This is a genomic window from Pseudomonas sp. 10S5 (assembly GCF_035019745.1).
Classification (GTDB): domain Bacteria; phylum Pseudomonadota; class Gammaproteobacteria; order Pseudomonadales; family Pseudomonadaceae; genus Aquipseudomonas.
Genome location: NZ_JASJVL010000008.1, coordinates 219,150 through 238,649, shown reverse-complemented (window position 1 = coordinate 238,649; position 19,500 = coordinate 219,150). Strand labels below are relative to the sequence as shown.

The 19,500-nt window shown below is 56.5% G+C and carries 19 protein-coding genes and 1 pseudogene; 7 read left to right on the top strand and 13 right to left on the bottom strand.

The features are described from left to right. Positions 1-195 precede the first annotated feature (195 nt). Positions 196-825 carry a glutathione S-transferase family protein gene (locus tag QN378_RS11415; RefSeq protein WP_323546809.1) on the top strand — a complete coding sequence of 210 codons (630 nt, stop codon included), beginning with the start codon at positions 196-198 and terminating at the stop codon, positions 823-825. A gap of 107 nt (positions 826-932) precedes the next feature. On the opposite strand, the gene QN378_RS11410 is transcribed toward QN378_RS11415, so the two are convergent. Further along, complete coding sequence (locus tag QN378_RS11410) at positions 933-1,433, bottom strand: ATP-dependent zinc protease (RefSeq protein WP_323546810.1); 501 nt, start codon at positions 1,431-1,433, stop codon at positions 933-935. Positions 1,434-1,561: 128 nt separating this feature from the next. After that, positions 1,562-2,092, bottom strand: coding sequence for a DUF2780 domain-containing protein (locus QN378_RS11405; RefSeq protein WP_323546812.1), 531 nt, complete (start codon positions 2,090-2,092; stop codon positions 1,562-1,564). 220 nt (positions 2,093-2,312) lie between these two features. On the opposite strand from QN378_RS11405, the gene QN378_RS11400 reads away from it, so the two are divergent. From QN378_RS11400 to QN378_RS11390, 3 genes are all read left to right on the top strand, one after another. Then, entirely contained in the window at positions 2,313-2,903 is a 591-nt protein-coding gene (locus QN378_RS11400) for a fasciclin domain-containing protein (RefSeq protein WP_322205716.1), read from the top strand. 221 nt (positions 2,904-3,124) lie between these two features. Further along, positions 3,125-3,763, top strand: coding sequence for a sigma-70 family RNA polymerase sigma factor (locus QN378_RS11395; RefSeq protein ID WP_407074106.1), 639 nt, complete (start codon positions 3,125-3,127; stop codon positions 3,761-3,763). Beyond that, on the top strand, positions 3,760-4,434 hold the full coding sequence (locus QN378_RS11390) for an anti-sigma factor domain-containing protein (protein ID WP_323546814.1): 675 nt from the start codon (positions 3,760-3,762) through the stop codon (positions 4,432-4,434). The genes QN378_RS11395 and QN378_RS11390 overlap by 4 nt, the downstream gene beginning before the upstream one ends. Positions 4,435-4,525: 91 nt before the next feature. On the opposite strand, the gene fdhA is transcribed toward QN378_RS11390, so the two are convergent. From fdhA to QN378_RS11350, 8 genes are all read right to left on the bottom strand, one after another. After that, positions 4,526-5,725, bottom strand: coding sequence for a formaldehyde dehydrogenase, glutathione-independent (gene fdhA / locus QN378_RS11385; protein WP_322205718.1), 1,200 nt, complete (start codon positions 5,723-5,725; stop codon positions 4,526-4,528). Between the two features lie 105 nt (positions 5,726-5,830). Next, positions 5,831-6,688: a formyltetrahydrofolate deformylase gene (purU, locus tag QN378_RS11380; RefSeq protein WP_322205719.1), complete on the bottom strand. Its 858-nt coding sequence runs from the start codon at positions 6,686-6,688 to the stop codon at positions 5,831-5,833. Between the two features lie 118 nt (positions 6,689-6,806). Then, positions 6,807-7,439 carry a sarcosine oxidase subunit gamma gene (locus tag QN378_RS11375; protein WP_322205720.1) on the bottom strand — a complete coding sequence of 211 codons (633 nt, stop codon included), beginning with the start codon at positions 7,437-7,439 and terminating at the stop codon, positions 6,807-6,809. Between the two features lie 134 nt (positions 7,440-7,573). Next, the gene (locus QN378_RS11370) at positions 7,574-10,591 is read right to left on the bottom strand and encodes a sarcosine oxidase subunit alpha (RefSeq protein WP_322205721.1); all 3,018 of its coding nucleotides are present in this window, start codon (positions 10,589-10,591) and stop codon (positions 7,574-7,576) included. Continuing rightward, on the bottom strand, positions 10,588-10,902 hold the full coding sequence (locus tag QN378_RS11365; protein WP_322166486.1) for a sarcosine oxidase subunit delta: 315 nt from the start codon (positions 10,900-10,902) through the stop codon (positions 10,588-10,590). The genes QN378_RS11370 and QN378_RS11365 overlap by 4 nt, the downstream gene beginning before the upstream one ends. Before the next feature lie 14 nt (positions 10,903-10,916). Continuing rightward, a complete protein-coding gene (locus QN378_RS11360; RefSeq protein WP_299833178.1) occupies positions 10,917-12,167 on the bottom strand; it encodes a sarcosine oxidase subunit beta family protein in 1,251 nt (416 codons plus the stop codon). Between the two features lie 15 nt (positions 12,168-12,182). Continuing rightward, positions 12,183-13,436: a serine hydroxymethyltransferase gene (gene glyA / locus QN378_RS11355; protein WP_322205722.1), complete on the bottom strand. Its 1,254-nt coding sequence runs from the start codon at positions 13,434-13,436 to the stop codon at positions 12,183-12,185. 407 nt (positions 13,437-13,843) lie between these two features. Continuing rightward, positions 13,844-14,575 (bottom strand): TraX family protein, encoded by a 732-nt coding sequence (locus tag QN378_RS11350; protein ID WP_322205724.1) that lies wholly within the window; start codon positions 14,573-14,575, stop codon positions 13,844-13,846. 92 nt (positions 14,576-14,667) lie between these two features. On the opposite strand from QN378_RS11350, the gene QN378_RS11345 reads away from it, so the two are divergent. Continuing rightward, complete coding sequence (locus QN378_RS11345; RefSeq protein ID WP_322205725.1) at positions 14,668-15,711, top strand: low specificity L-threonine aldolase; 1,044 nt, start codon at positions 14,668-14,670, stop codon at positions 15,709-15,711. 133 nt (positions 15,712-15,844) lie between these two features. Here the strand turns inward: QN378_RS11345 and QN378_RS11340 are convergent, their stop codons facing one another. Then, entirely contained in the window at positions 15,845-16,147 is a 303-nt protein-coding gene (locus QN378_RS11340; RefSeq protein WP_322205726.1) for a cell division protein ZapA, read from the bottom strand. After that, positions 16,144-16,377 (bottom strand): hypothetical protein, encoded by a 234-nt coding sequence (locus QN378_RS11335; protein ID WP_322205727.1) that lies wholly within the window; start codon positions 16,375-16,377, stop codon positions 16,144-16,146. The genes QN378_RS11340 and QN378_RS11335 overlap by 4 nt, the downstream gene beginning before the upstream one ends. A 240-nt stretch (positions 16,378-16,617) precedes the next feature. On the opposite strand from QN378_RS11335, the pseudogene QN378_RS23600 reads away from it, so the two are divergent. Continuing rightward, positions 16,618-17,388, top strand: a pseudogene (locus QN378_RS23600) (MCP four helix bundle domain-containing protein); the annotation flags it as partial. Next, positions 17,371-18,243 carry a methyl-accepting chemotaxis protein gene (locus QN378_RS23595; RefSeq protein WP_407074512.1) on the top strand — a complete coding sequence of 291 codons (873 nt, stop codon included), beginning with the start codon at positions 17,371-17,373 and terminating at the stop codon, positions 18,241-18,243. The pseudogene QN378_RS23600 and the gene QN378_RS23595, both read left to right, overlap by 18 nt. Positions 18,244-18,394: 151 nt before the next feature. Here the strand turns inward: QN378_RS23595 and gbcB are convergent, their stop codons facing one another. Then, positions 18,395-19,495, bottom strand: coding sequence for a glycine-betaine demethylase subunit GbcB (gene gbcB, locus QN378_RS11325; RefSeq protein WP_322205729.1), 1,101 nt, complete (start codon positions 19,493-19,495; stop codon positions 18,395-18,397). Positions 19,496-19,500 lie beyond the last annotated feature (5 nt).

Here is a 19,500-nt window from a genome sequence, read left to right as displayed (position 1 = left end):
ATCGATATGGACGACGCTACCTTCGACCAAGAACTCTACGACATGCGCGGCAAGATCGATCAAATCGACACCTTCCAGCGCCCGAACCTGATGGCGCGGTATGTAGAGTATGTGGATTGAGAATTTGGCCATTCCAGATTGCCACCCACTCCGGCGCCAATTAGTCTACTCAACTGTCTCGTCTGAGGATTTTCCATGTCCAGTCCCAGCACCACGCTGTTCTACAACGTGGCATCGCCTTTCGCTCGCAAAGTTCTGATCTTGTTACATGAGACAGGGCAGTTTGAGCGCGTGACGTTGCTACAGACGCTTCCTACCCCGGTAAGCCCCGATGCTGTGCTCATTCAGGAAAACCCAACAGGTAAGCTCCCGACCTTGCGCTTGGCGGACGGAAATGTGATTGATGACAGTCGGGTGATTCTTGACTATTTCGATCATCAACATGCGGGCAATCCGTTGATCCCGCGTGATGGCTCTGCGCGCTGGAGGCGCTTGACCCTGGCGTCGCTGGCAGATGCCGTGCTGGATGCGGCGCTGCTGATTCGTTATGAAACCTTCTTGCGTCCGCCAGAAAAGCACTGGGATTTATGGCTGGATAATCAGGCAGAAAAAATCCAGAGGACGCTCGCCTATTTTGAGCAGGATGCGGTCGCTGAGCTCAGCTCGCAATTCGATATCGCCAGCATCGGCGTGGCCGCGGCGCTGGGCTATTTAGACTTTCGCCAGCCAGATTTAAATTGGCGCAGTAGTTACCCACGCCTGGCCAACTGGTACGCGGACGTAAGCAAGCGGCCGTCGATGCTGAGCACACAACCAAACGTTTAGGCGCTCAATGGAAACAAACACCTAAGCGTGCTGGACCGTGCGGGCTCTTCGCGGGCAAGCCTCCCAAATTATCCGTTGGCTTGCCGACGAAAAAAGTTCGAGCAGACTCAACAATCTGGCTTATCTGCAGTGTAACGCCGAGCCGGATTAACCGCCGCGCCGAACTCTCGCAGGGCTTTGGCGCCGATTAGTAACGGAAAGTTGAAATTACGACGGTCTACCAAATTGACCTCTACCGTTCGCTTGGCCTGGCCCAGGCAAAGCTCAAGATCTACAACCGGACGCTTGGCTGGGTCGACCGACTCATCTTCCTCGTCGCCATCAAGACGGCCTTTGATACGGCTGATTCGTGCGACCTTATGTTCGTAAACTTTATCGCTGGCATCCTTGGTCGCCAGGCGGAAACGCACCCAGTCTTCGCCATCTCGCTTGAACAGTTGAATGTCTTTGGCCGACAACGAAGCGGTCAACGCGCCAGTGTCCATTTTGCCTTGGAGCACGACGCCGAATTCCGGCACACCGATGTACTCATAGCGACCATATAACGTTGGCTCCGCAGCCATTACAGGCAGCGCGAGCAAGGAAAACAGCGCCAGAATCGATTTCACGTAGGGGGATTCTCAAAATGAAGACAGCGTGCGGGCCGCCACCGTTAATAGACATCAGCATAAACATGCCGACGTGAAACATTCGTAAACAACGGCATTAATACTCCGCAACATCATGCGTTAGGCCTTTAGCTACCGACGCCCCAGATGCTGCCTAGACTTTTCAAAACCGTGCCGCTGGTGCCTTGGTCATCCAAGTATTTCAGGATCACTGGCGCAAACTGGCTCGCTGTGTCGCCACTAATGCCCAACTTGCTGAAAGCCGAGTTTACGTCGGTCATGCTCTTAACGTTATCTAACGTGCCTGAGGCAGATGAACCGCCCGCATTGCCCAACAAACTGCTGAGTGCCCCCGCACCAGAGAGTTGATCGAGGCCCGGAACTGACTTGGTCAGCGCTGAGTAATCTCCACTGCTCAATTTGTTTTGGGCTAGTCCCATTAAAGCGCCCGTGCCGCCGACGGCTTGCGTCGGGGTCACGTTCAATTGACTGCCCAATGCACTCAGCAGACCGGAAGCTTGAGGCGTAGACGCTGCGTTCTGATTAACTCCGGTGGAACCGGCAACCGCGCCAGCGACGTCACTCAGGTTGAAGGCGAATACCGGGGTCGCGGCCGAGACCATAAGCGTAGCGAGTGCAACAGCGCGTGTGATTTGCATCGATGTAACTCCTTGATTCATGTCCGGCCATCGCCGGTAGAAAACTGCCGTTTTGACCGCAGCAGTTCCAGAATTGTTCCCTGGTGCCGGCGATGCCCTATTCCTTAAGTGCAAGAAAAATATAGTTCACGGGTATGCATCCATATCCGCGGGCGCTGCGTATATCAAGCACGGACAGACCTCTGGCCGATTTTCCAACCAATTAATAAGGATCACTCACATGACACGCACTTCGATTAAAGCGCCAATGATTGCCAGCCTCCTAACACTGGCGTTGTCCGCCGGTTTTATGTTTTCAACCGTGCAAGCGGCTGATATGTCGCACATGGTAATGGTTGGCGGCATGGGTATGTCGCCCAGCAAAACTATTGTCGATAACGCCGTCAACTCCGCAGACCACACCACTCTTGTCGCTGCAGTGAAAGCCGCAGGTCTTGTCGACACCTTGAAAAGTAAAGGCCCATTCACTGTGTTCGCCCCGGTCAACTCGGCGTTCGCCGCTTTGCCAGCAGGCACGGTAGACACCCTGCTAAAACCTGAAAACAAAGCCACGTTGACCCATATCCTGACCTATCACGTTGTCGCCGGTAACCTTGACATGGAGGAACTCGCCAAGCGTATCAAGGCGGGCGGCGGTAAAACCGAATTGACCACCGTCAGCGGCGGCAAGCTGATTCTGATGATGAACGGTCCGCATAACATCATCATCAAAGATGAAAAAGGTGGCGTTGCCGACATCAGCACATACGACGTTACGCAATCCAACGGCGTGATTCACGTCATCGACAAAGTGCTGATGCCTAAGAGCTAACGCCCCACTTTGTAGGAGCTGCCGAAGGCTGCGATGGGGTCGGAAACCGGCCGTTTTTTAACAGCCGAACGTAGTGCCGACCTTATCGCAGCCTTCGGCAGCTCCTACATATCCCGTTGTTGAGGCGCGGCCGCACTGCTTCGAAGACGGGACGACATCTCCTACAGGTCACGGATGCTTAGCCACAGCGCGTAAACCGTCCTATGAAGTGAGCATAAAAGGTGAATGGAACAGCGAAGAAACCTGAACTACCCTGCCATGAAGTTGCCAAAAAGCATGGTCAGCACCTTTATCTTGTTTGGAGAGCCACTATTTCTTCTGTCGATGCCGATGAACTCAGGCAATTATTGGCTCAATGTTCGCTGGGCAACCGCCGATCTTTTGAGAACCTGTACCGCAGCGTTTCCGGACGCTTATTCGCTGTCGCCTTGCGTTGTATGAGTCGCAACGATTTGGCCGAAGAAGTCCTGCAAGAAGCCTTTGTCCGTATTTGGCATCACGCCTCGCGTTACGATTCCAATCTTTCGGCTCCAATGACTTGGATGGTCAACATCACTCGTAATATGGCCATTGACCAACTGCGCAAGCACCGGGAAGTCCCGTTGACCGACGACCAAGCCGCTGCGCTTATGGACGACGGCCCATCCGCCCATGAACAACTCGACAGCCAGCGCGAAGCCAATGCATTGCAGCGCTGTCTAGATACCCTTGATGGGATGCAGCGCAAATCGATTATCACGGCGTATTTCCATGGAGTGTCCCACGCTGATCTCGCCACGCAATTGGCCGCGCCACTAGGCACGGTCAAATCGTGGATTCGCCGAGGCATGGAGCGCCTGCGCAGGTGTCTTGAATCATGAATTATCAACAACCCGCACTGCGCCGCGCCCTCGCCGCTGACTACGCCATCGGTTTGATGTCCACTGCCGCGCGCCTTCGTTTCGAGCATTTACTGTTGGATGATCCAGCATTGCGTGCTGAATTGGCTCATTGGCAAAAAACGCTTGCCAGCCTCACTGATCCATTGCCCGAGCAAGCCGTGCCAGAGCGCGTCTGGCTGGCCATTGTGGCGCGGATCAACCCGCAAACGCTGCATGTGCCGCACAAGCGGCCGCTCTGGAGTTGGCTGCGTATCGCTGCCGTCGCCTGCTCGCTGATGATCGCGATTGTTGTGGGTGTGCTCTACAACCGTGACACCCTCACTTACAACGCCACGTTGATGGCCTCAAACCAACAACCGGCGATCAGTGTCCACGCTTACAACCGACATCTGGAAGTGGAGCCATTGACACTGGCATCCGTCAATCCAGACCGCAGCCTTGAACTGTGGGCCATCCCGGCAAACGGCCAACCGGTTTCCCTCGGTGTTTTGCCAGCTAACGCTAAAGGTCGGCTCGACTTGAGCGAAAGCCAACAACGACTGCTGGACAAGCCAGTCACCTTAGCGGTCACTCTTGAACCTACAGGTGGTTCGCCGACCGGGAAACCGACCGGACCGATCTTGTATAAAGGGGCATTGGCAGGGTTGTAGAATTACCAAGGAGCCAATTGGTTGGCTCCACAAAAAACCATCACTCACAAAAAGGGCGCCTTCAGGCGCCCTTTTTGTTACCGACAAATCATTACGCCGCACTAAACAACTTATGCGGATCAATCACAAATTTCTTCGGCACACCGGCATCAAATTCGCCATAACCACGTGGCGCCTGGTCCAGGCTGATCACCTCAACGCCGACGATGTCAGCGATATGGATGCGGTCCCACATGATGGCTTGCATCAGTTGGCGGTTGTACTTCATGACCGGAGTTTGGCCGGTGTGGAAGCTGTGAGATTTAGCCCAGCCCAGACCGAAGCGAATGCTCAGGCTGCCCATTTTCGCAGCGGCATCGACGGCACCTGGATCTTCGGTGACGTACAAGCCAGGAATACCGATCTTGCCAGCCACGCGAACCACGCCCATCAGCGAGTTAAGTACGGTAGCCGGAGCCTCGTGCTTCGCGCCGTCATGGCCATGACCGCGAGCTTCGAAGCCAACGGCGTCGACGGCACAGTCGACTTCCGGCTCACCCAGCAGTGCGACGATCTGCTCGTGCAGTGGCGTGTCCAGGGACAGATCGGCGATTTCGAAGCCCTGAGCCTTGGCGTGGGCCAGGCGGACCGGGTTGACGTCACCGATGATCACCACCGCAGCACCCAGCAGACGCGCCGAAGCAGCGGCCGCCAGACCGACCGGACCCGCACCGGCGATATACACCGAGCTGCCTGGGCCAACGCCCGCCGTGACAGCGCCGTGGTAACCGGTCGGCAAAATGTCGGAGAGACAGGTCAAGTCACGGATCTTTTCCATGGCCTTGTCGCGATCCGGCAGCTTGAGCAGGTTGAAGTCGGCATACGGCACCAGCACATACTCCGCTTGGCCACCGGTCCAGTCGCCCATGTCGACGTAACCGTAGGCACCGCCGGGGCGGCCCGGGTTGACGCTCAGGCAGACACCGGTGTGTTGCTCCTTGCACGAGCGGCACAGGCCGCAGGCTACGTTGAAAGGAACCGATACCAGGTCGCCGATCTTCAGGTTTTCGACGCCGCTGCCCATTTCGATCACTTCACCGGTGATCTCATGGCCAAGGACCAGGCCGACCTGGGCAGTGGTGCGGCCGCGTACCATGTGTTGATCGGAACCACAGATGTTGGTGGATACCACGCGCAGGATGACACCGTGCTCAATCTTCTTGCCGCGCGGATCCTGCATTTTGGGATAGTCGATTTTCTGTACTTCGACTTTGCCGCCGCCGAGATACACCACACCACGATTACCAGACATGCCGTCACCTCTGTATTTGTTGTTGTGAAGAGGAAGGGGGTGAGCTGCAAGTGCAAGCTCACCTCGTACTGCTGTTCTCTTATTGCTTGCAGCTTAAAGCTGCACCTAAAGCACCACCGTCCTGCTTGCGTTCAAAAACACCCGTCGTTCAATGTGATAACCCACTGCCCTGGCCAATGTTTGCGCCTCGATGTCACGACCTTTGGCAATCAGGTCTTCGGGGTAGTGGCTGTGATCGACCGTTTCGACGCCCTGAGCAATGATCGGGCCTTCGTCGAGGTCGTTGTTAATGTAGTGCGCGGTTGCGCCGACCAGTTTTACGCCTTTGTTGTAGGCCTGATGATAGGGTTTTGCACCTTTGAAGCCCGGTAGCAACGAGTGGTGGATGTTGATCGCCCAGCCATCGAGACGACGGCACAGCTCGGGCGACAGCACTTGCATGTAGCGCGCAAGCACCACCAGTTCGGCGCCGGCTTCCTGAATTACTTGCCACACCTGACGCTCTTGTGCGGATTTATCATGGGGATCAAGGGCGAAATGGTGATAAGGGACGTCATGCCAGCGTGCCAAGGGTTCCAGGTCAGGATGGTTGGACACCACAGCAACGACATCCATGGACAGTTGCCCGATGCGTTGACGATAAAGCAAGTCATTCAAGCAGTGATCAGCTTTGGAAACCATGATCACCACTTTAGGCCGGTAGTTGGGCGCTGTCAGTTCGAACGCCATCCCGAAAGCCTCACCACGCGCCGCCAAACCTGCGCGGAATGCCTCTTCATCAAAGCCCTCCGGTTGGCGAAACTCGACGCGAATGAAGAACCGGCTCGACAGCCGGTCATCGAAGGAGTGGTGCTCGGTCACGTAACAATTCTGCTCGTACAGATAGCGGGTCACCGCGTCCACCGTACCTAAAACGCTCGGGCAATCGGCAGTCAAAATCCATGTGTCGGGGGCGCGGCTCATTTTCTGTTCCTTGTTTGCAAATTGACCCGTGGGACCGAATTCATTCGGAAGTGGAGCGCCGCGGTGCATCAGTCCAACCCAATTGCCCGCTTCCCGAATGAATTCGGTCCTACAGTGATTAGCCTTGGATACTCAACCCATACTCCGCACTGGCATCTTGCAGCCACATCCACCAGTAATCGGAGAACGAGCGGCGGATGACTAATTCCCAGGTCTGCTCGCCGGTACGACGAATCACCAATTGCGATTTGGCGAATACAGTGCCGATCGCCTTACCCACCGGGAAATTATTCGGGTGCACGTCGTAGCTGGTGGATTTCATCAGCAGTTCGCGAACCTTTGGTCCGGTGAGTTCCAGCAGGCTTTGTCCGCCGCTGACGTTGATGACGGCGATGTGATGCCCGACCAATGCGTCGCGCAAACGCTGCTCAGCGCCCATTTCTTCGCCGCTCGGAACAATCAGCAGCCATTCATCCGGACCGAGCCACTGCAATGAGCTTTCGCCGCTGATCACAACCTTGAGTGCGCCCGGTAACTCCATGCCCAAGGCTTTATGTACACCTGCGGCGAAGGCTGCGTCATGACCATCGCCACGAAGTGTCAGATGGCCCAACAATTTTTTCTCGCGCAGCGTCACGCCAGGGTTGTTGCGGCCCTTGCCGACCAAGCTGCCGAGGTCGGCGTGAAACAACGGTGACTCGGCTTTTTCACCGGTCGTTGGCCGTTGTTGGTAAACGTTGGCTGTGGTCATAGAGCACCTGTTTGAATTCTGTATTGTTGCCAAAACGCGCTCTGTAGAGCCAACTTGTTGGCGAAGCGGTAGATCTGGATTACCGCGTCAAACCTCTCGCCAAAAGTTAGCTTCTACAGGTTAAGCAACCCGCGTCAAACGTTCTGCTGTTCGCCTTTGGGATCGAAGAACACCGAGGAGCAAATTTCGGCTTCGATCACGCTGCCATCGGCCAACGGTGCGAACACCCTTTCACCCATGCGCTTCAAGCCGCCTTTGACCACACCCAGCGCAAACGAATAACCCAGCGTGCCGTTGGTGTAGCTCGACGTCACGTGTCCAACCATCGTCATCGGGATCGACTGTTTAGTGTCGAACACCAACTGCGCACCTTCCGGCAACCATTTGGTCGGATCAATCGGCTTGAGGCCCACCAACTGCTTACGTTGATCACGCACGCAATCTTCACGGTTCATGCCACGCCAGCCCAACCACGAGAACGGTTTGGTCCGGCCAACACACCAGCCCATGTTCAAGTCATCCGGAGTCATCGAGCCGTCGGTGTCTTGGCCGACGATGATGAAACCCTTCTCGGCCCGCAGCACGTGCATGGTTTCGGTGCCATACGGGGTCAGGTTGTACTGCTTGCCCGCTTCGATGATTTTTTCCAGAACGCCCATGGCGTAGTTGGCCTGGATATTCACTTCGTAGGACAGCTCACCGGTGAACGAGATACGGAACACCCGTGCCGGGACGCCGCCGACCAAGCCTTCTTTCCAGGTCATGAACGGGAACGCGTCCTTGTCTAGATCGATGTCGGTGACTTGGCTGAGCAGCTTGCGGCTATTCGGGCCGGATAACGTCAAGGTTGCCCAATGGTCAGTCACAGAAGTGAAGTACACCTTCAGGTCTGGCCATTCGGTCTGTTGATAGATTTCCAGCCATTGCAATACGCGTGCAGCGCCGCCAGTGGTGGTGGTCATCAAGAAGTGGTTGTCGGCGAGGCAAGCGGTTACGCCGTCGTCGAAGACCATGCCGTCTTCTTTACACATCAGGCCGTAACGCGCCTTGCCCACGTCGAGTTTGGTCCAGGCGTTAGTGTAGATGCGGTTGAGAAACTCACGGGCATCCGGGCCTTGAATGTCGATTTTGCCCAGTGTCGAGGCATCGAGCAGGCCGACGCTGTCGCGCACGGCTTTGCATTCACGGCTGACGGCTGCGTGCAGGTCTTCGCCGTTTTTCGGGAAGTACCACGGACGCTTCCACTGACCGACATCTTCGAATTCGGCACCGTTTTTAACGTGCCAGGCGTGCAGCGCCGTGAAGCGCACAGGCTCGAAGATGTGACCGGCGTGACGACCGGCGATGGCGCCGAAGGTGACCGGGGTGTAGTTCGGGCGGAACATCGTAGTGCCCATTTCGGTGATCGACATGTTCAACGAGCGGGCAGCAATCGCCAGACCGTTGACGTTGCCGAGCTTGCCTTGATCGGTACCGAAACCCAGTGCGGTATAGCGCTTAACGTGTTCAACCGACTCAAAGCCTTCGCGGGTCGCCAGTTCAATGGCGGCGGCGGTGACGTCGTTTTGCAGGTCGACGAATTGCTTGGGCGCCCGTGCCGTGGCTTTTTCGTGCGGCACCTGGAACAACGCCAGGGTCGGCTCTTCCAAACGGGTCAGCGCTTTGGGCAATGTGCCTTCAACGATCTTGAAGCCCGCTTCATTGGCTGCGCGAGCGCCGCCTTCAAAGCCATCGGCCAGGGCATCAGCCAAGCCGAACACACCATTGATACCGCCAACGCACACGCGTTTCTGCGGTGCTTCGCCCGGTACGAAACCGAGGATGTCTTCACGCCAGATCGGCTTGCCGCCCAAATGGGAGGCCAAGTGAACGATGGGGCTGTAACCACCGGAGCTGCCGACCAAATCGCAATCGAGCCACTCGCCAGGGCTGGTAACGCGATGGCCTTTGACGTCGATGGCGGCAATCCGCGCGGCAGTTACGCGCTTGGTGCCACGCGCTTCAACTACGGCGCTGGAGGTCAGAATCCGAATGCCTTTGGCCCGTGCTTCTTCAACCAACGCACCGCGTGGATTGCTCCGGGCGTCAGCGATAGCCACCACTTGCAGGCTAGCGTCGAGCCAATCCAATGCAACGCGGTAGGCGTAATCGTTGTTGGTCGACAGCACCAGTTTTTTACCCGGTGCCACGCCGTAACGACGCACGTAGGTGGAAACAGCGCCAGCCAGCATGTTGCCCGGCACGTCGTTGTTGCCGTAAACCAGTGGACGCTCGTGAGTACCGGTCGCCAGCACGACACGCTTGGCGCGAACCCGGTGCATACGCTGACGTACTTGGCCGATTGGCGCACGGTCACCGAGGTGATCGGCCAGGCGCTCGTGAATGGTCAGGAAGTTATGGTCGTGGTAGCCGTTGACCGTGGCGCGAGGCAACAGGATTACGTCCGGCAGGGTCTTCAGCTCAGCCAGCACCGTCGCAACCCATTCGGCCGCCGGTTTGCCATCCAGGCTTTCACGGCTGTCGAGCAGGCTGCCGCCGAACTCTTCCTGTTCATCGGCGAGGATGACCCGAGCACCGCTGCGACCAGCAGCCAATGCAGCAGCCAGGCCAGCAGGGCCGGCGCCCACAATCAACACGTCACAGTGATGGTTCATCGCATCGTAGGTGTCAGGGTCGTTCTCAGTCGGCGAACGGCCAAGACCCGCGGCCTTACGAATGTACTTCTCGTAGGTCATCCAGAACGATTGCGGGTACATGAAGGTTTTGTAGTAGAAGCCCGGCGGCATCAGCTTGCCGCCGACCTTACCGAGAATCCCCATCACGTCAGTGTTTACGCTCGGCCAGCCGTTGGTGCTGGTGGCGACCAAACCCTGATACAGCGCTTGTTGCGTGGCGCGCACGTTGGGAATTTGCGTGGCTTCGGTCGAACCGATCTGCAATACCGCGTTCGGCTCTTCGGAGCCGGCGGCGAAAATCCCTCGAGGACGCGAATACTTGAAGCTGCGGCCAACAATGTCGACGCCATTGGCCAGCAATGCAGCGGCCAATGTGTCGCCTTCATAGCCCTGATAGCTCTGGCCATTGAAGGTAAAATTCAGCACCTTACTACGGTCGATACGGCCACCGTTAGGCAGGCGATTGTTCTGGCTCATGCCTTGTCTCCCAATACCGGAGTAGCCGCTTTAGCGGTGAACTGCGGTTTCTCGCCGATCAGGTAAGTCTCGAGAATTTCGTAGGTCACGGTGTCACGGGTCGCATTGAAATACTGACGGCAACCGGCAACGTGGTCCCACAACTCGTGATGTAGGCCGCGTGGGTTATCGCGGAAAAACATGTAATCGCCCCACTCAGCATCAGTGCAGGTGTTCGGGTCCAATGGACGCGGGATATGAGCCTGCCCCGAAGCGTGAAACTCCTCTTCAGAGCGCAACTCGCCACAGTGAGGACAGAAGATGTGCAACATAGGGATTTCTCCTGTTAGTGGGCGACAGCCGCGGCGCCGTGTTCGTCGATCAGCGCACCGTTGTGGAAACGGTCGATGGAAAATGGTTTTGCCAAGGGGTGCATCTCGCCTTTAGCAAGGCTTGCGGCAAACACGTTGCCCGAACCCGGAGTGGCTTTGAAACCACCGGTGCCCCAACCGCAGTTGAAGAACATGTTGCCCACCGGGGTCTTGGAAATGATCGGGCACGCGTCTGGCGTGGTGTCAACGATACCGCCCCACTGACGGTTCATGCGCACACGGGACAACACCGGGAACATCTCGACGATGGCCTGAATCGTGTGTTCGATCACCGGGTATGAACCGCGTTGACCATAGCCAACCCAACCGTCGATACCGGCACCGATCACCAAGTCGCCCTTGTCGGACTGGCTGATGTAGCCGTGAACCGCGTTGGACATGATCACGCTGTCGATAATCGGTTTGATCGGCTCAGACACCAGTGCTTGCAGCGGGTGTGATTCGATCGGCAGGCGGAAGCCCGCCAGTTTGGCCATGTGCCCTGAGTTACCAGCAGTGACGACGCCGACGCGCTTGGCGCCGATGAAGCCTTTATTGGTCTCCACACCGATGCACACGCCGTTTTCTTTACGGAAACCAATGACTTCGGTTTGTTGAATCAGGTCAACGCCCAAGGCGTCAGCCGCGCGGGCAAAGCCCCAGGCCACAGCATCGTGACGCGCAACGCCGCCACGGCGTTGAACGGTGGCGCCGATGATCGGATAACGGGTGTTTTTCGAGCAGTCAAGGTACGGGATTTCTTCTGCGACCTGTTTCTGATTGAGCAACTCGCCGTCCACGCCGTTCAGACGGTTAGCGCTGACCCGGCGTTCTGAGTCGCGCATGTCTTGCAGGGTATGGCACAGGTTGTAGACGCCGCGCTGAGAGAACATCACGTTGTAGTTGATGTCCTGCGACAAGCCTTCCCACAGTTTCATGGCGTGCTCGTACAGGTGCGCCGATTCGTCCCACAAGTAGTTGGAGCGCACGATGGTGGTGTTGCGCGCGGTGTTGCCGCCGCCCAACCAACCTTTTTCGACCACGGCCACGTTAGTGATGCCGTGCTCTTTGGCTAAATAGTAAGCCGTGGCCAAACCATGCCCGCCGCCGCCGACGATAACCACGTCGTAGACTTTTTTCGGGGTCGGCGTGCGCCACATCTTCTGCCAGTTTTCATGATGGCTGAGGGAGTGCTTGAAGAGGCCGAAGCCTGAGTAATGCTGCATGGATCTACTCCTGACTCAGCGATAAACCGGAAAATCGGTGCACAGCGCGGCAACTTGGCTGGCAACATTGGCCTCGACATCGGCATCGCCGAGGTTGTCGAGAATGTCACAAATCCAGCCCGCCAACTCGACGCACTGGGTCACTTTGAAACCGCGTGTCGTGACAGCCGGGGTGCCTATACGCAGGCCCGAGGTGACGAAGGGCGATTGTGGATCATTCGGTACCGAGTTTTTGTTCACGGTAATGTGCGCGCGGCCCAAGGCGGCGTCAGCTTCTTTACCGGTGAGGCCCTGACGAATCAGGCTGACCAAAAACAGGTGGTTGTCAGTACCGTCGGAAACGACATCGTAGCCACGGTCCATGAACACTTGCGCCATAGCTTGAGCATTGTCGATCACTTGTTGCTGATACACCTTGAAGCCTGGCTCCATAGCTTCTTTGAAACACACCGCTTTGGCGGCGATAACGTGCATCAATGGCCCACCTTGGCCACCCGGGAATACCGCCGAGTTGAATTTTTTCTCAAGTTCTTCGTTGGCTTTAGCCAGAATCAAACCGCCACGTGGACCGCGCAGGGTTTTGTGGGTGGTGGTGGTCACGACGTCAGCGTACGGCAGCGGGTTCGGGTAAAGACCCGCAGCGACCAGACCGGCAACGTGGGCCATGTCGACGAACAGGTAAGCGCCCACTTTGTCGGCGATGGCGCGAAAACGCGGGAAATCCAGAGTCTTCGAATACGCCGAGAACCCGGCGATGATCATTTTCGGCTTACATTCCATGGCGATGCGCTCGACTTCGTCGTAGTCGATCAAGCCCGTGGTGGTGTCGATGCCGTATTGCACTGCGTTATAGAGCTTGCCGGAGAAGCTGACCTTGGCGCCGTGAGTCAGGTGACCGCCATGGGCCAGGCTCATGCCCAATACCGTGTCGCCTGCATTCAACAGGGCCAGATAAACAGCGGCGTTCGCTTGGCTGCCGGAGTGCGGCTGAACGTTGGCGTAATCGGCGCCGAACAATTGCTTGGCGCGTTCGATGGCCAGCGACTCAACTTTATCGACGTGTTCACAGCCGCCGTAGTAACGCTTGCCGGGGTAGCCTTCGGCGTATTTGTTGGTCAGGCCGCTGCCTTGAGCTTCCATTACACGCTTGCTGGTGTAGTTTTCCGAAGCGATCAGCTCAATGTGGTCTTCCTGGCGTTGCTCCTCGGCATTCATCGCTGCCAACAGTGCATCGTCATAACCTTGGATTTGGTCTAGCTTGCTGAACATCGCGGTTCTCCCAGCGGCGGCGCTGCGCCTAGCTTATCGATAGGGCTTGTAAAGCGCCCTTTGGATGCGATGGTAGGTCCGACGCAGACAGGCCAAATGCCTATGGACGCCACGCAAAGGTGCGTTTACGACATGGGTTGGCGCGCAGAGATAATTGGTGGCTAAAGATGTAGGAGCGGGCTTGCCTCCGATGGAGCGCGAGGCGATCCCAAAGGCTGAATTCAAGGTTTACGACTGCTGCGCATCTGATCGCGAGCAAGCGCGCGGTAGGAGCCGCCGCGCGATGAATGTTCGATGCCTACTATTTATTCCGGGCCTGCCGAAATCCTGTGGAAGTGGGCTTGCCAACGAAAGCGTCAATGCAGCCGACCCAAGTTTTCCGCTCGAAATCAGCGGGGGGGGGCCAGCTACAGTGGCCCGACTGCTGTCCGCAGGGCCAATAACAGCAAAAAATGCACGGGATAGATTGCGTACGCCCAGCGGCGCATGGGCCAAATCGCGATAGGTGGATGAGAGCGCAAGATCGCCAGCCCGATCAACGGCGCAGACAAGCACACGATAATCCCGCCAATCGAGATTGGGTCACCCCAACTGGCGCCGGCAAACATTTGCGGCCAGGCATTGCTTGCCAAACACACTGCCCCCGGCAACAGCGCGGCGTACCAGGGTCTGCGCAGCGCCCATAAAAACGACAACGGTAACAGTGCACCATAAAAGCCGAACATCAGCTGTTCGCGAAAAACCCATGCCAGCAGCAATGCCAAGCCTGCCAGCACCCACGCCGAAACCGTGCGATCAATCCAGCCCCGCGCCACCAGCAGCCCTACAGCCAACGTCGGCATCACGCTCAACGTCGTCGCATCAGCCGATATGTACAGGCGATACGGCAGTTCCGCCACACACGCGAACACCACCATCGATCCCAAATAACGCCACTGAACGCCCTGACCCGATCCTTTACGTGCAAGATTGGCGGCAATCGCCAGGCAAAACCACGGAAAGGCCAAGCGGCCCGGCACGTATAGAATGTTCAGCGACCAGCCTACATAGCGCAGATGATCGAGAACCATGCTCAGCACCGCCAACCACTTCAACAGGTCTAGCGCGGTGTCTCTTGTCATCGTTTGCGACGATCTCATAACGCTCCACAGTCGGGCAAAACCGAACAACCCATGACCTGAACCCGCAATCGTGGGTAAAGTGCGCCATCTTCGATCAAAGGGAATCGGCCATGACAGATAAAAGCCAGCAGTTTGCCAGCGACAACTACTCCGGGATCTGCCCCGAGGCCTGGGCCGCCATGGAACAGGCCAATCACGGCCATCAAAGGGCATATGGCGATGATGAATGGACCGCTCGCGCGTCGGATCATTTCCGTCAATTGTTCGAAACCGACTGCGAGGTGTTTTTCGCCTTCAACGGCACCGCCGCCAACTCTCTGGCGTTGTCGTCGTTATGCCAGAGTTACCATAGCGTTATCTGCTCGGAAACCGCCCACGTCGAAACCGACGAATGCGGCGCGCCTGAGTTTTTTTCAAACGGTTCCAAACTGCTGACCGCCCGCAGCGAAAACGGCAAGCTGACCCCGGAGTCGATTCGCGAAGTCGCACTCAAGCGTCAGGATATTCACTACCCCAAACCCCGGGTTGTGACCCTGACCCAAGCAACTGAAGTCGGCAGCGTTTATCAGATAGAAGAACTCAAGGCCATCAGCGCCACCTGCAAAGAACTCGGTCTGCACCTGCACATGGACGGCGCGCGATTCTCCAATGCCTGCGCCTTCCTTAATTGCACACCCGCCGAGCTGACGTGGAAAGCCGGCATTGATGTGTTGTGTTTCGGCGGCACCAAAAACGGCATGGCAGTGGGCGAAGCGATTCTGTTCTTCAACCACAAGCTGGCCGAAGACTTCGATTACCGCTGCAAACAAGCCGGGCAATTGGCGTCGAAGATGCGCTTCCTCTCAGCGCCATGGGTTGGCCTGCTGGAAAACGACGCATGGCTCAAGCACGCCCGCCATGCCAACCATTGCGCGCAACTGCTCGCGGAATTGGTGAAAGACATTCCCGGCGTAGAACTCATGTTTCCGGTGCAAGCTAACGGCGTGTTCTTACAGATGTCGGAACCTGCGATCAAAGCACTGACGAATAAAGGCTGGCGCTTCTACACCTTCATCGGCGATGGAGGCGCGCGGTTCATGTGCTCATGGGATACCGAGGAAGACCGCGTACGTGAATTGGCGGCGGACATTCGGTTAGTGATGCAGGCGGGATAAATGCAGATTGGTGGCTTTTCTGTGGGACCGAATTTATTCGGGAATTGGGCGGCGCGGACTGTCGGTAACACCGCGTTGTTTCCTTCCCGAATGAATTCGGTCCCACAGAGTTGCACCGCATTACCGGCTCGATTCAGCCCTGAGCAATAGTCTTGGATATCACTTCAACCGTGGCGCTGACTTGCTCTTGATAACGGTTGAGTTCCTTTTTGTGCCGCTGCTTGAGTTCGACTTGCTGCGAACACAGGTTCAACGCGGCCAACACCAGCAACTTGTCACCCATCAGACTGGGGTATTTGCGCTTGGTGTCTGCCAGGGCTGCCTTGAGCATAACCGCGGCTTCCAGGAGGGTTTGCTCTTCTCCAATCGGCGCCTTGATCGAGTAGTCGTTGCCCAGAATCGAGACGACCTTGATCCCGTCCCTGTCGTTACTCATGCGCTGACAGCGGTAACGCGGGTGGCACGATCAACCAGCGCCTGAATCCGGGCAGCGGTCGCGCCTTGTTTTTCTTCTTGCTCCAACACATTCAATTGAAGACTGTCATTTTCATCCTTCACTTGCGCCAGCTCTGCGCTTAGCTGCGAATTAGCGGCTTGCAGCGCCTGATTCTGCTGTACGAGGTCGCCGACCAGTTGTTCCAATTGACTCAGGGATGATTCCAACATTTTGATTTCTCAAGCAAATTTCAAGGGCGCACACGATAAAGAAAAGTCACCCCACCGTAAATGCATAACGAGTGCTACTGACTGCATTTTCCCACTCTGGTTCCTGCTGGTCGTCGGACCTATCCGAAAGACGACAAATACTCGGTCAACACACTCAAGACTTTAGTCTTGCGTCCGATAGGTGATACAGGTTGCTGTCTATTTGCTTCTCGCTGCGCGGAACGCGCCCCTGGAAATCCTATGTCTCTTCGAAATATCAATATCGCACCGCGCGCATTTCTCGGATTTTCTCTGATAGGCGCATTGATGCTGATTCTGGGTGTTTTTGCCCTGACGCAAATGAACAAAATTCGCACCGCGGGCGAGGTCATTACTCAGAACACCCTGCCCAGTATCCGAAACCTGGACAAGCTGATTGAACATAGCGTTCGCTTGCGTGTGCTGTCTTTTCGCCTAGCGCTAAACCGCGATCCGATAGTCCAGGAGAAAACTCTGGACTCAATGACCAAACGCGATCAAATGGTGACTGAAGCTCAAGCCAGTTACGAAAAACTCATCGAAGGTGCCGACGAAAAGACCACGTATAACCAGTTTTTGCAGTTGGTCGCTCAGTACCGGCAGCTTGAAGACCGTATGCGAAGTTTGAGCCGGGCCAATAAGATCGACGAGCTGGAAACGCTGCTCAACGCCGATCTTCAAGATAACTCGGACCAGATGAACGTCATCCTGACTAAATTGGTAGATATCAATACCCAACAGATGACCATTGCTAATGCTGAAGGCGCCGATCAGTATTCGCTGGCGTTCAACATGGTGGTCGGGCTTCTCATCATTGCAACTTTCCTGACGGTGCTGTTCGCTTGGTTGCTAACCAACAGCATCACGCACCCGGTTTCGGAAGCCTTATTGGTAGCCGAAGACATCGCTGAAGGTAACCTGACGCGCCAAATTAAAGTTGAAGGCAGTGACGAAATCGGGCGCTTGCTCAAGGCCATGCAAAAGATGCAGGCAAAATTACGCGACACGCTGCACCACATTTCAGGGTCCGCCACCCAGCTAGCGTCGGCGGCTGAAGAGCTCAACACCGTGACCGATGAAAGTGCTCGGGGATTGGCGCAGCAAAACAAAGAAATCGAACAAGCGGCAACGGCAGTCAACCAGATGACCACCGCCGTGGAGGAAGTCGCGCGCAATGCCGTCAGCACCTCCGACGCGTCAAAAAATGCCACCACATCGGCAAGCGATGGCCGCGAGTTGGTCATGGAAACCGTGGGCGCTATCGAACGCATGAGCGGCGACGTACAAAGCACCGCCGAACTGATCGGCAACCTGGCTAACGAATCCCGCGATATCGGCAAGGTGCTGGACGTGATTCGGGGCCTGGCCGACCAGACCAACTTGCTGGCCCTTAACGCAGCGATCGAAGCCGCGCGCGCCGGTGAAGCGGGCCGTGGATTTGCCGTCGTCGCTGACGAAGTTCGCGCATTGGCGCACCGCACTCAACAGTCCACCAGCGAAATCGAACGGATGATCGGCAGCATTCAGGGCGGTACTGAGCAGGCGGTTAACTCGATGCGCAACAGCACCGAGCGTGCTGAGTCGACGCTGAATATTGCTAAAGGCGCAGGCTTGGCGCTAGACACCATCAACGTTGCCATCGTGCAAATAAACGAACGCAACCTGGTTATCGCGAGCGCGGCAGAAGAGCAAGCGCAAGTGGCCAGGGAAGTTGACCGCAATCTGGTGAATATCCGCGACTTGTCAGTGCAATCGGCCACGGGTGCTACTCAGACCAGCTCCGCCAGCAACGAACTATCGCGCCTGGCGGTGGACCTGAGCAGTATGGTGTCGCGCTTCAGGTTGTAAGCCACTCGCGAATAAATTCTCATACACGTGAACTGCGCCCCGAACGTTGGACATAAGTCCAATTTCCAGGGTGCAGTTCAACGGGTTGGTGGAGCTGTCCACGTCTGAATATTGGCCCGTCTATAGGACCGGCCGAAGGCCGCGATCAGCTTTAAAAATCGATCCGCACATCGCCCTTCGGCACGCTGCAGCACGACAAGATGTAGCCCTCGGCAACGTCTTCGTCAGTGATACCCCCGTTGTGATCCATCTCTACTTCCCCGCCCAACTTCATCACCTTGCACGTGCCACAAATTCCCATACCGCAGGCTTTTGGAATCAGCAGACCGAGCTTGGCGGCCGCTGCGTGCACGGTTTCGCCCGGCGCGACGCGAATGCTCTTGCCGGAAGAAAGAAATTCCACTTGGTGCAAGTCCGCCAAATCAACTTCCGGGGCGTCAGCAGCGATTTCGGCTTGCTCCACCGCATCCGCGCGCGCTTCGGGCGGGGTCGCACCGAATGACTCTTCATGGTACTGAGCCATGTTGAAACCATTAGCTTCCAGCAAGCGTTTTACGGCAGTCATGTAAGGCGTCGGCCCGCAACAGAAAACTTCGCGATCCAGAAAATCAGGCACCATCAATTCCAGCATCTTCTGATTCAAGTAACCGCGATAACCGGCCCACGGCTCACCCAAACCATGCTTTTCACAAATCAGGTGCAGACTGAAGTTATCGATCCGCGACGCCATGTGCTCTAGTTCGCGGTGATAGATGATGTCTTTGGGCGTACGGGCGCTGTGCACGAAGACCATGTCGACATTGGCGTTGGTGTCGTAAAACCAGCGCGCCATGGACATGACCGGAGTAATACCAACGCCGCCGCTGAGGTAGAGAATCTTCGGGTTCGGGAAGTCCATGGCGTTGAACAGCCCCACGGGACCGTGTACTGCCAACTCCTGACCTTCATGCAGCGTGTCGTGCAGGTAATTGGAGACCTTGCCGCCGGGCACGCGCTTGATGGTGATCGAGAAGCTGTACGGCACGGACGGTGAGCTGGAAATGGTGTAGGAACGCATCACCGGCACGCCGTCTATCTCAAGCTCTAATGTTACGAATTGACCAGGCTTAAAGAAAAACAAGATTGGCTGGTCGGCCATGAAGCAGAAGGTTCGCACGTCCCAGGTTTCCTGGATCACCTTAACGACGCGCACAGGGTGACGGCCATTAGCCCAAGTCTGGGTAGTTACCGGATTAAGGAAAGTGTTGGACATGCTTA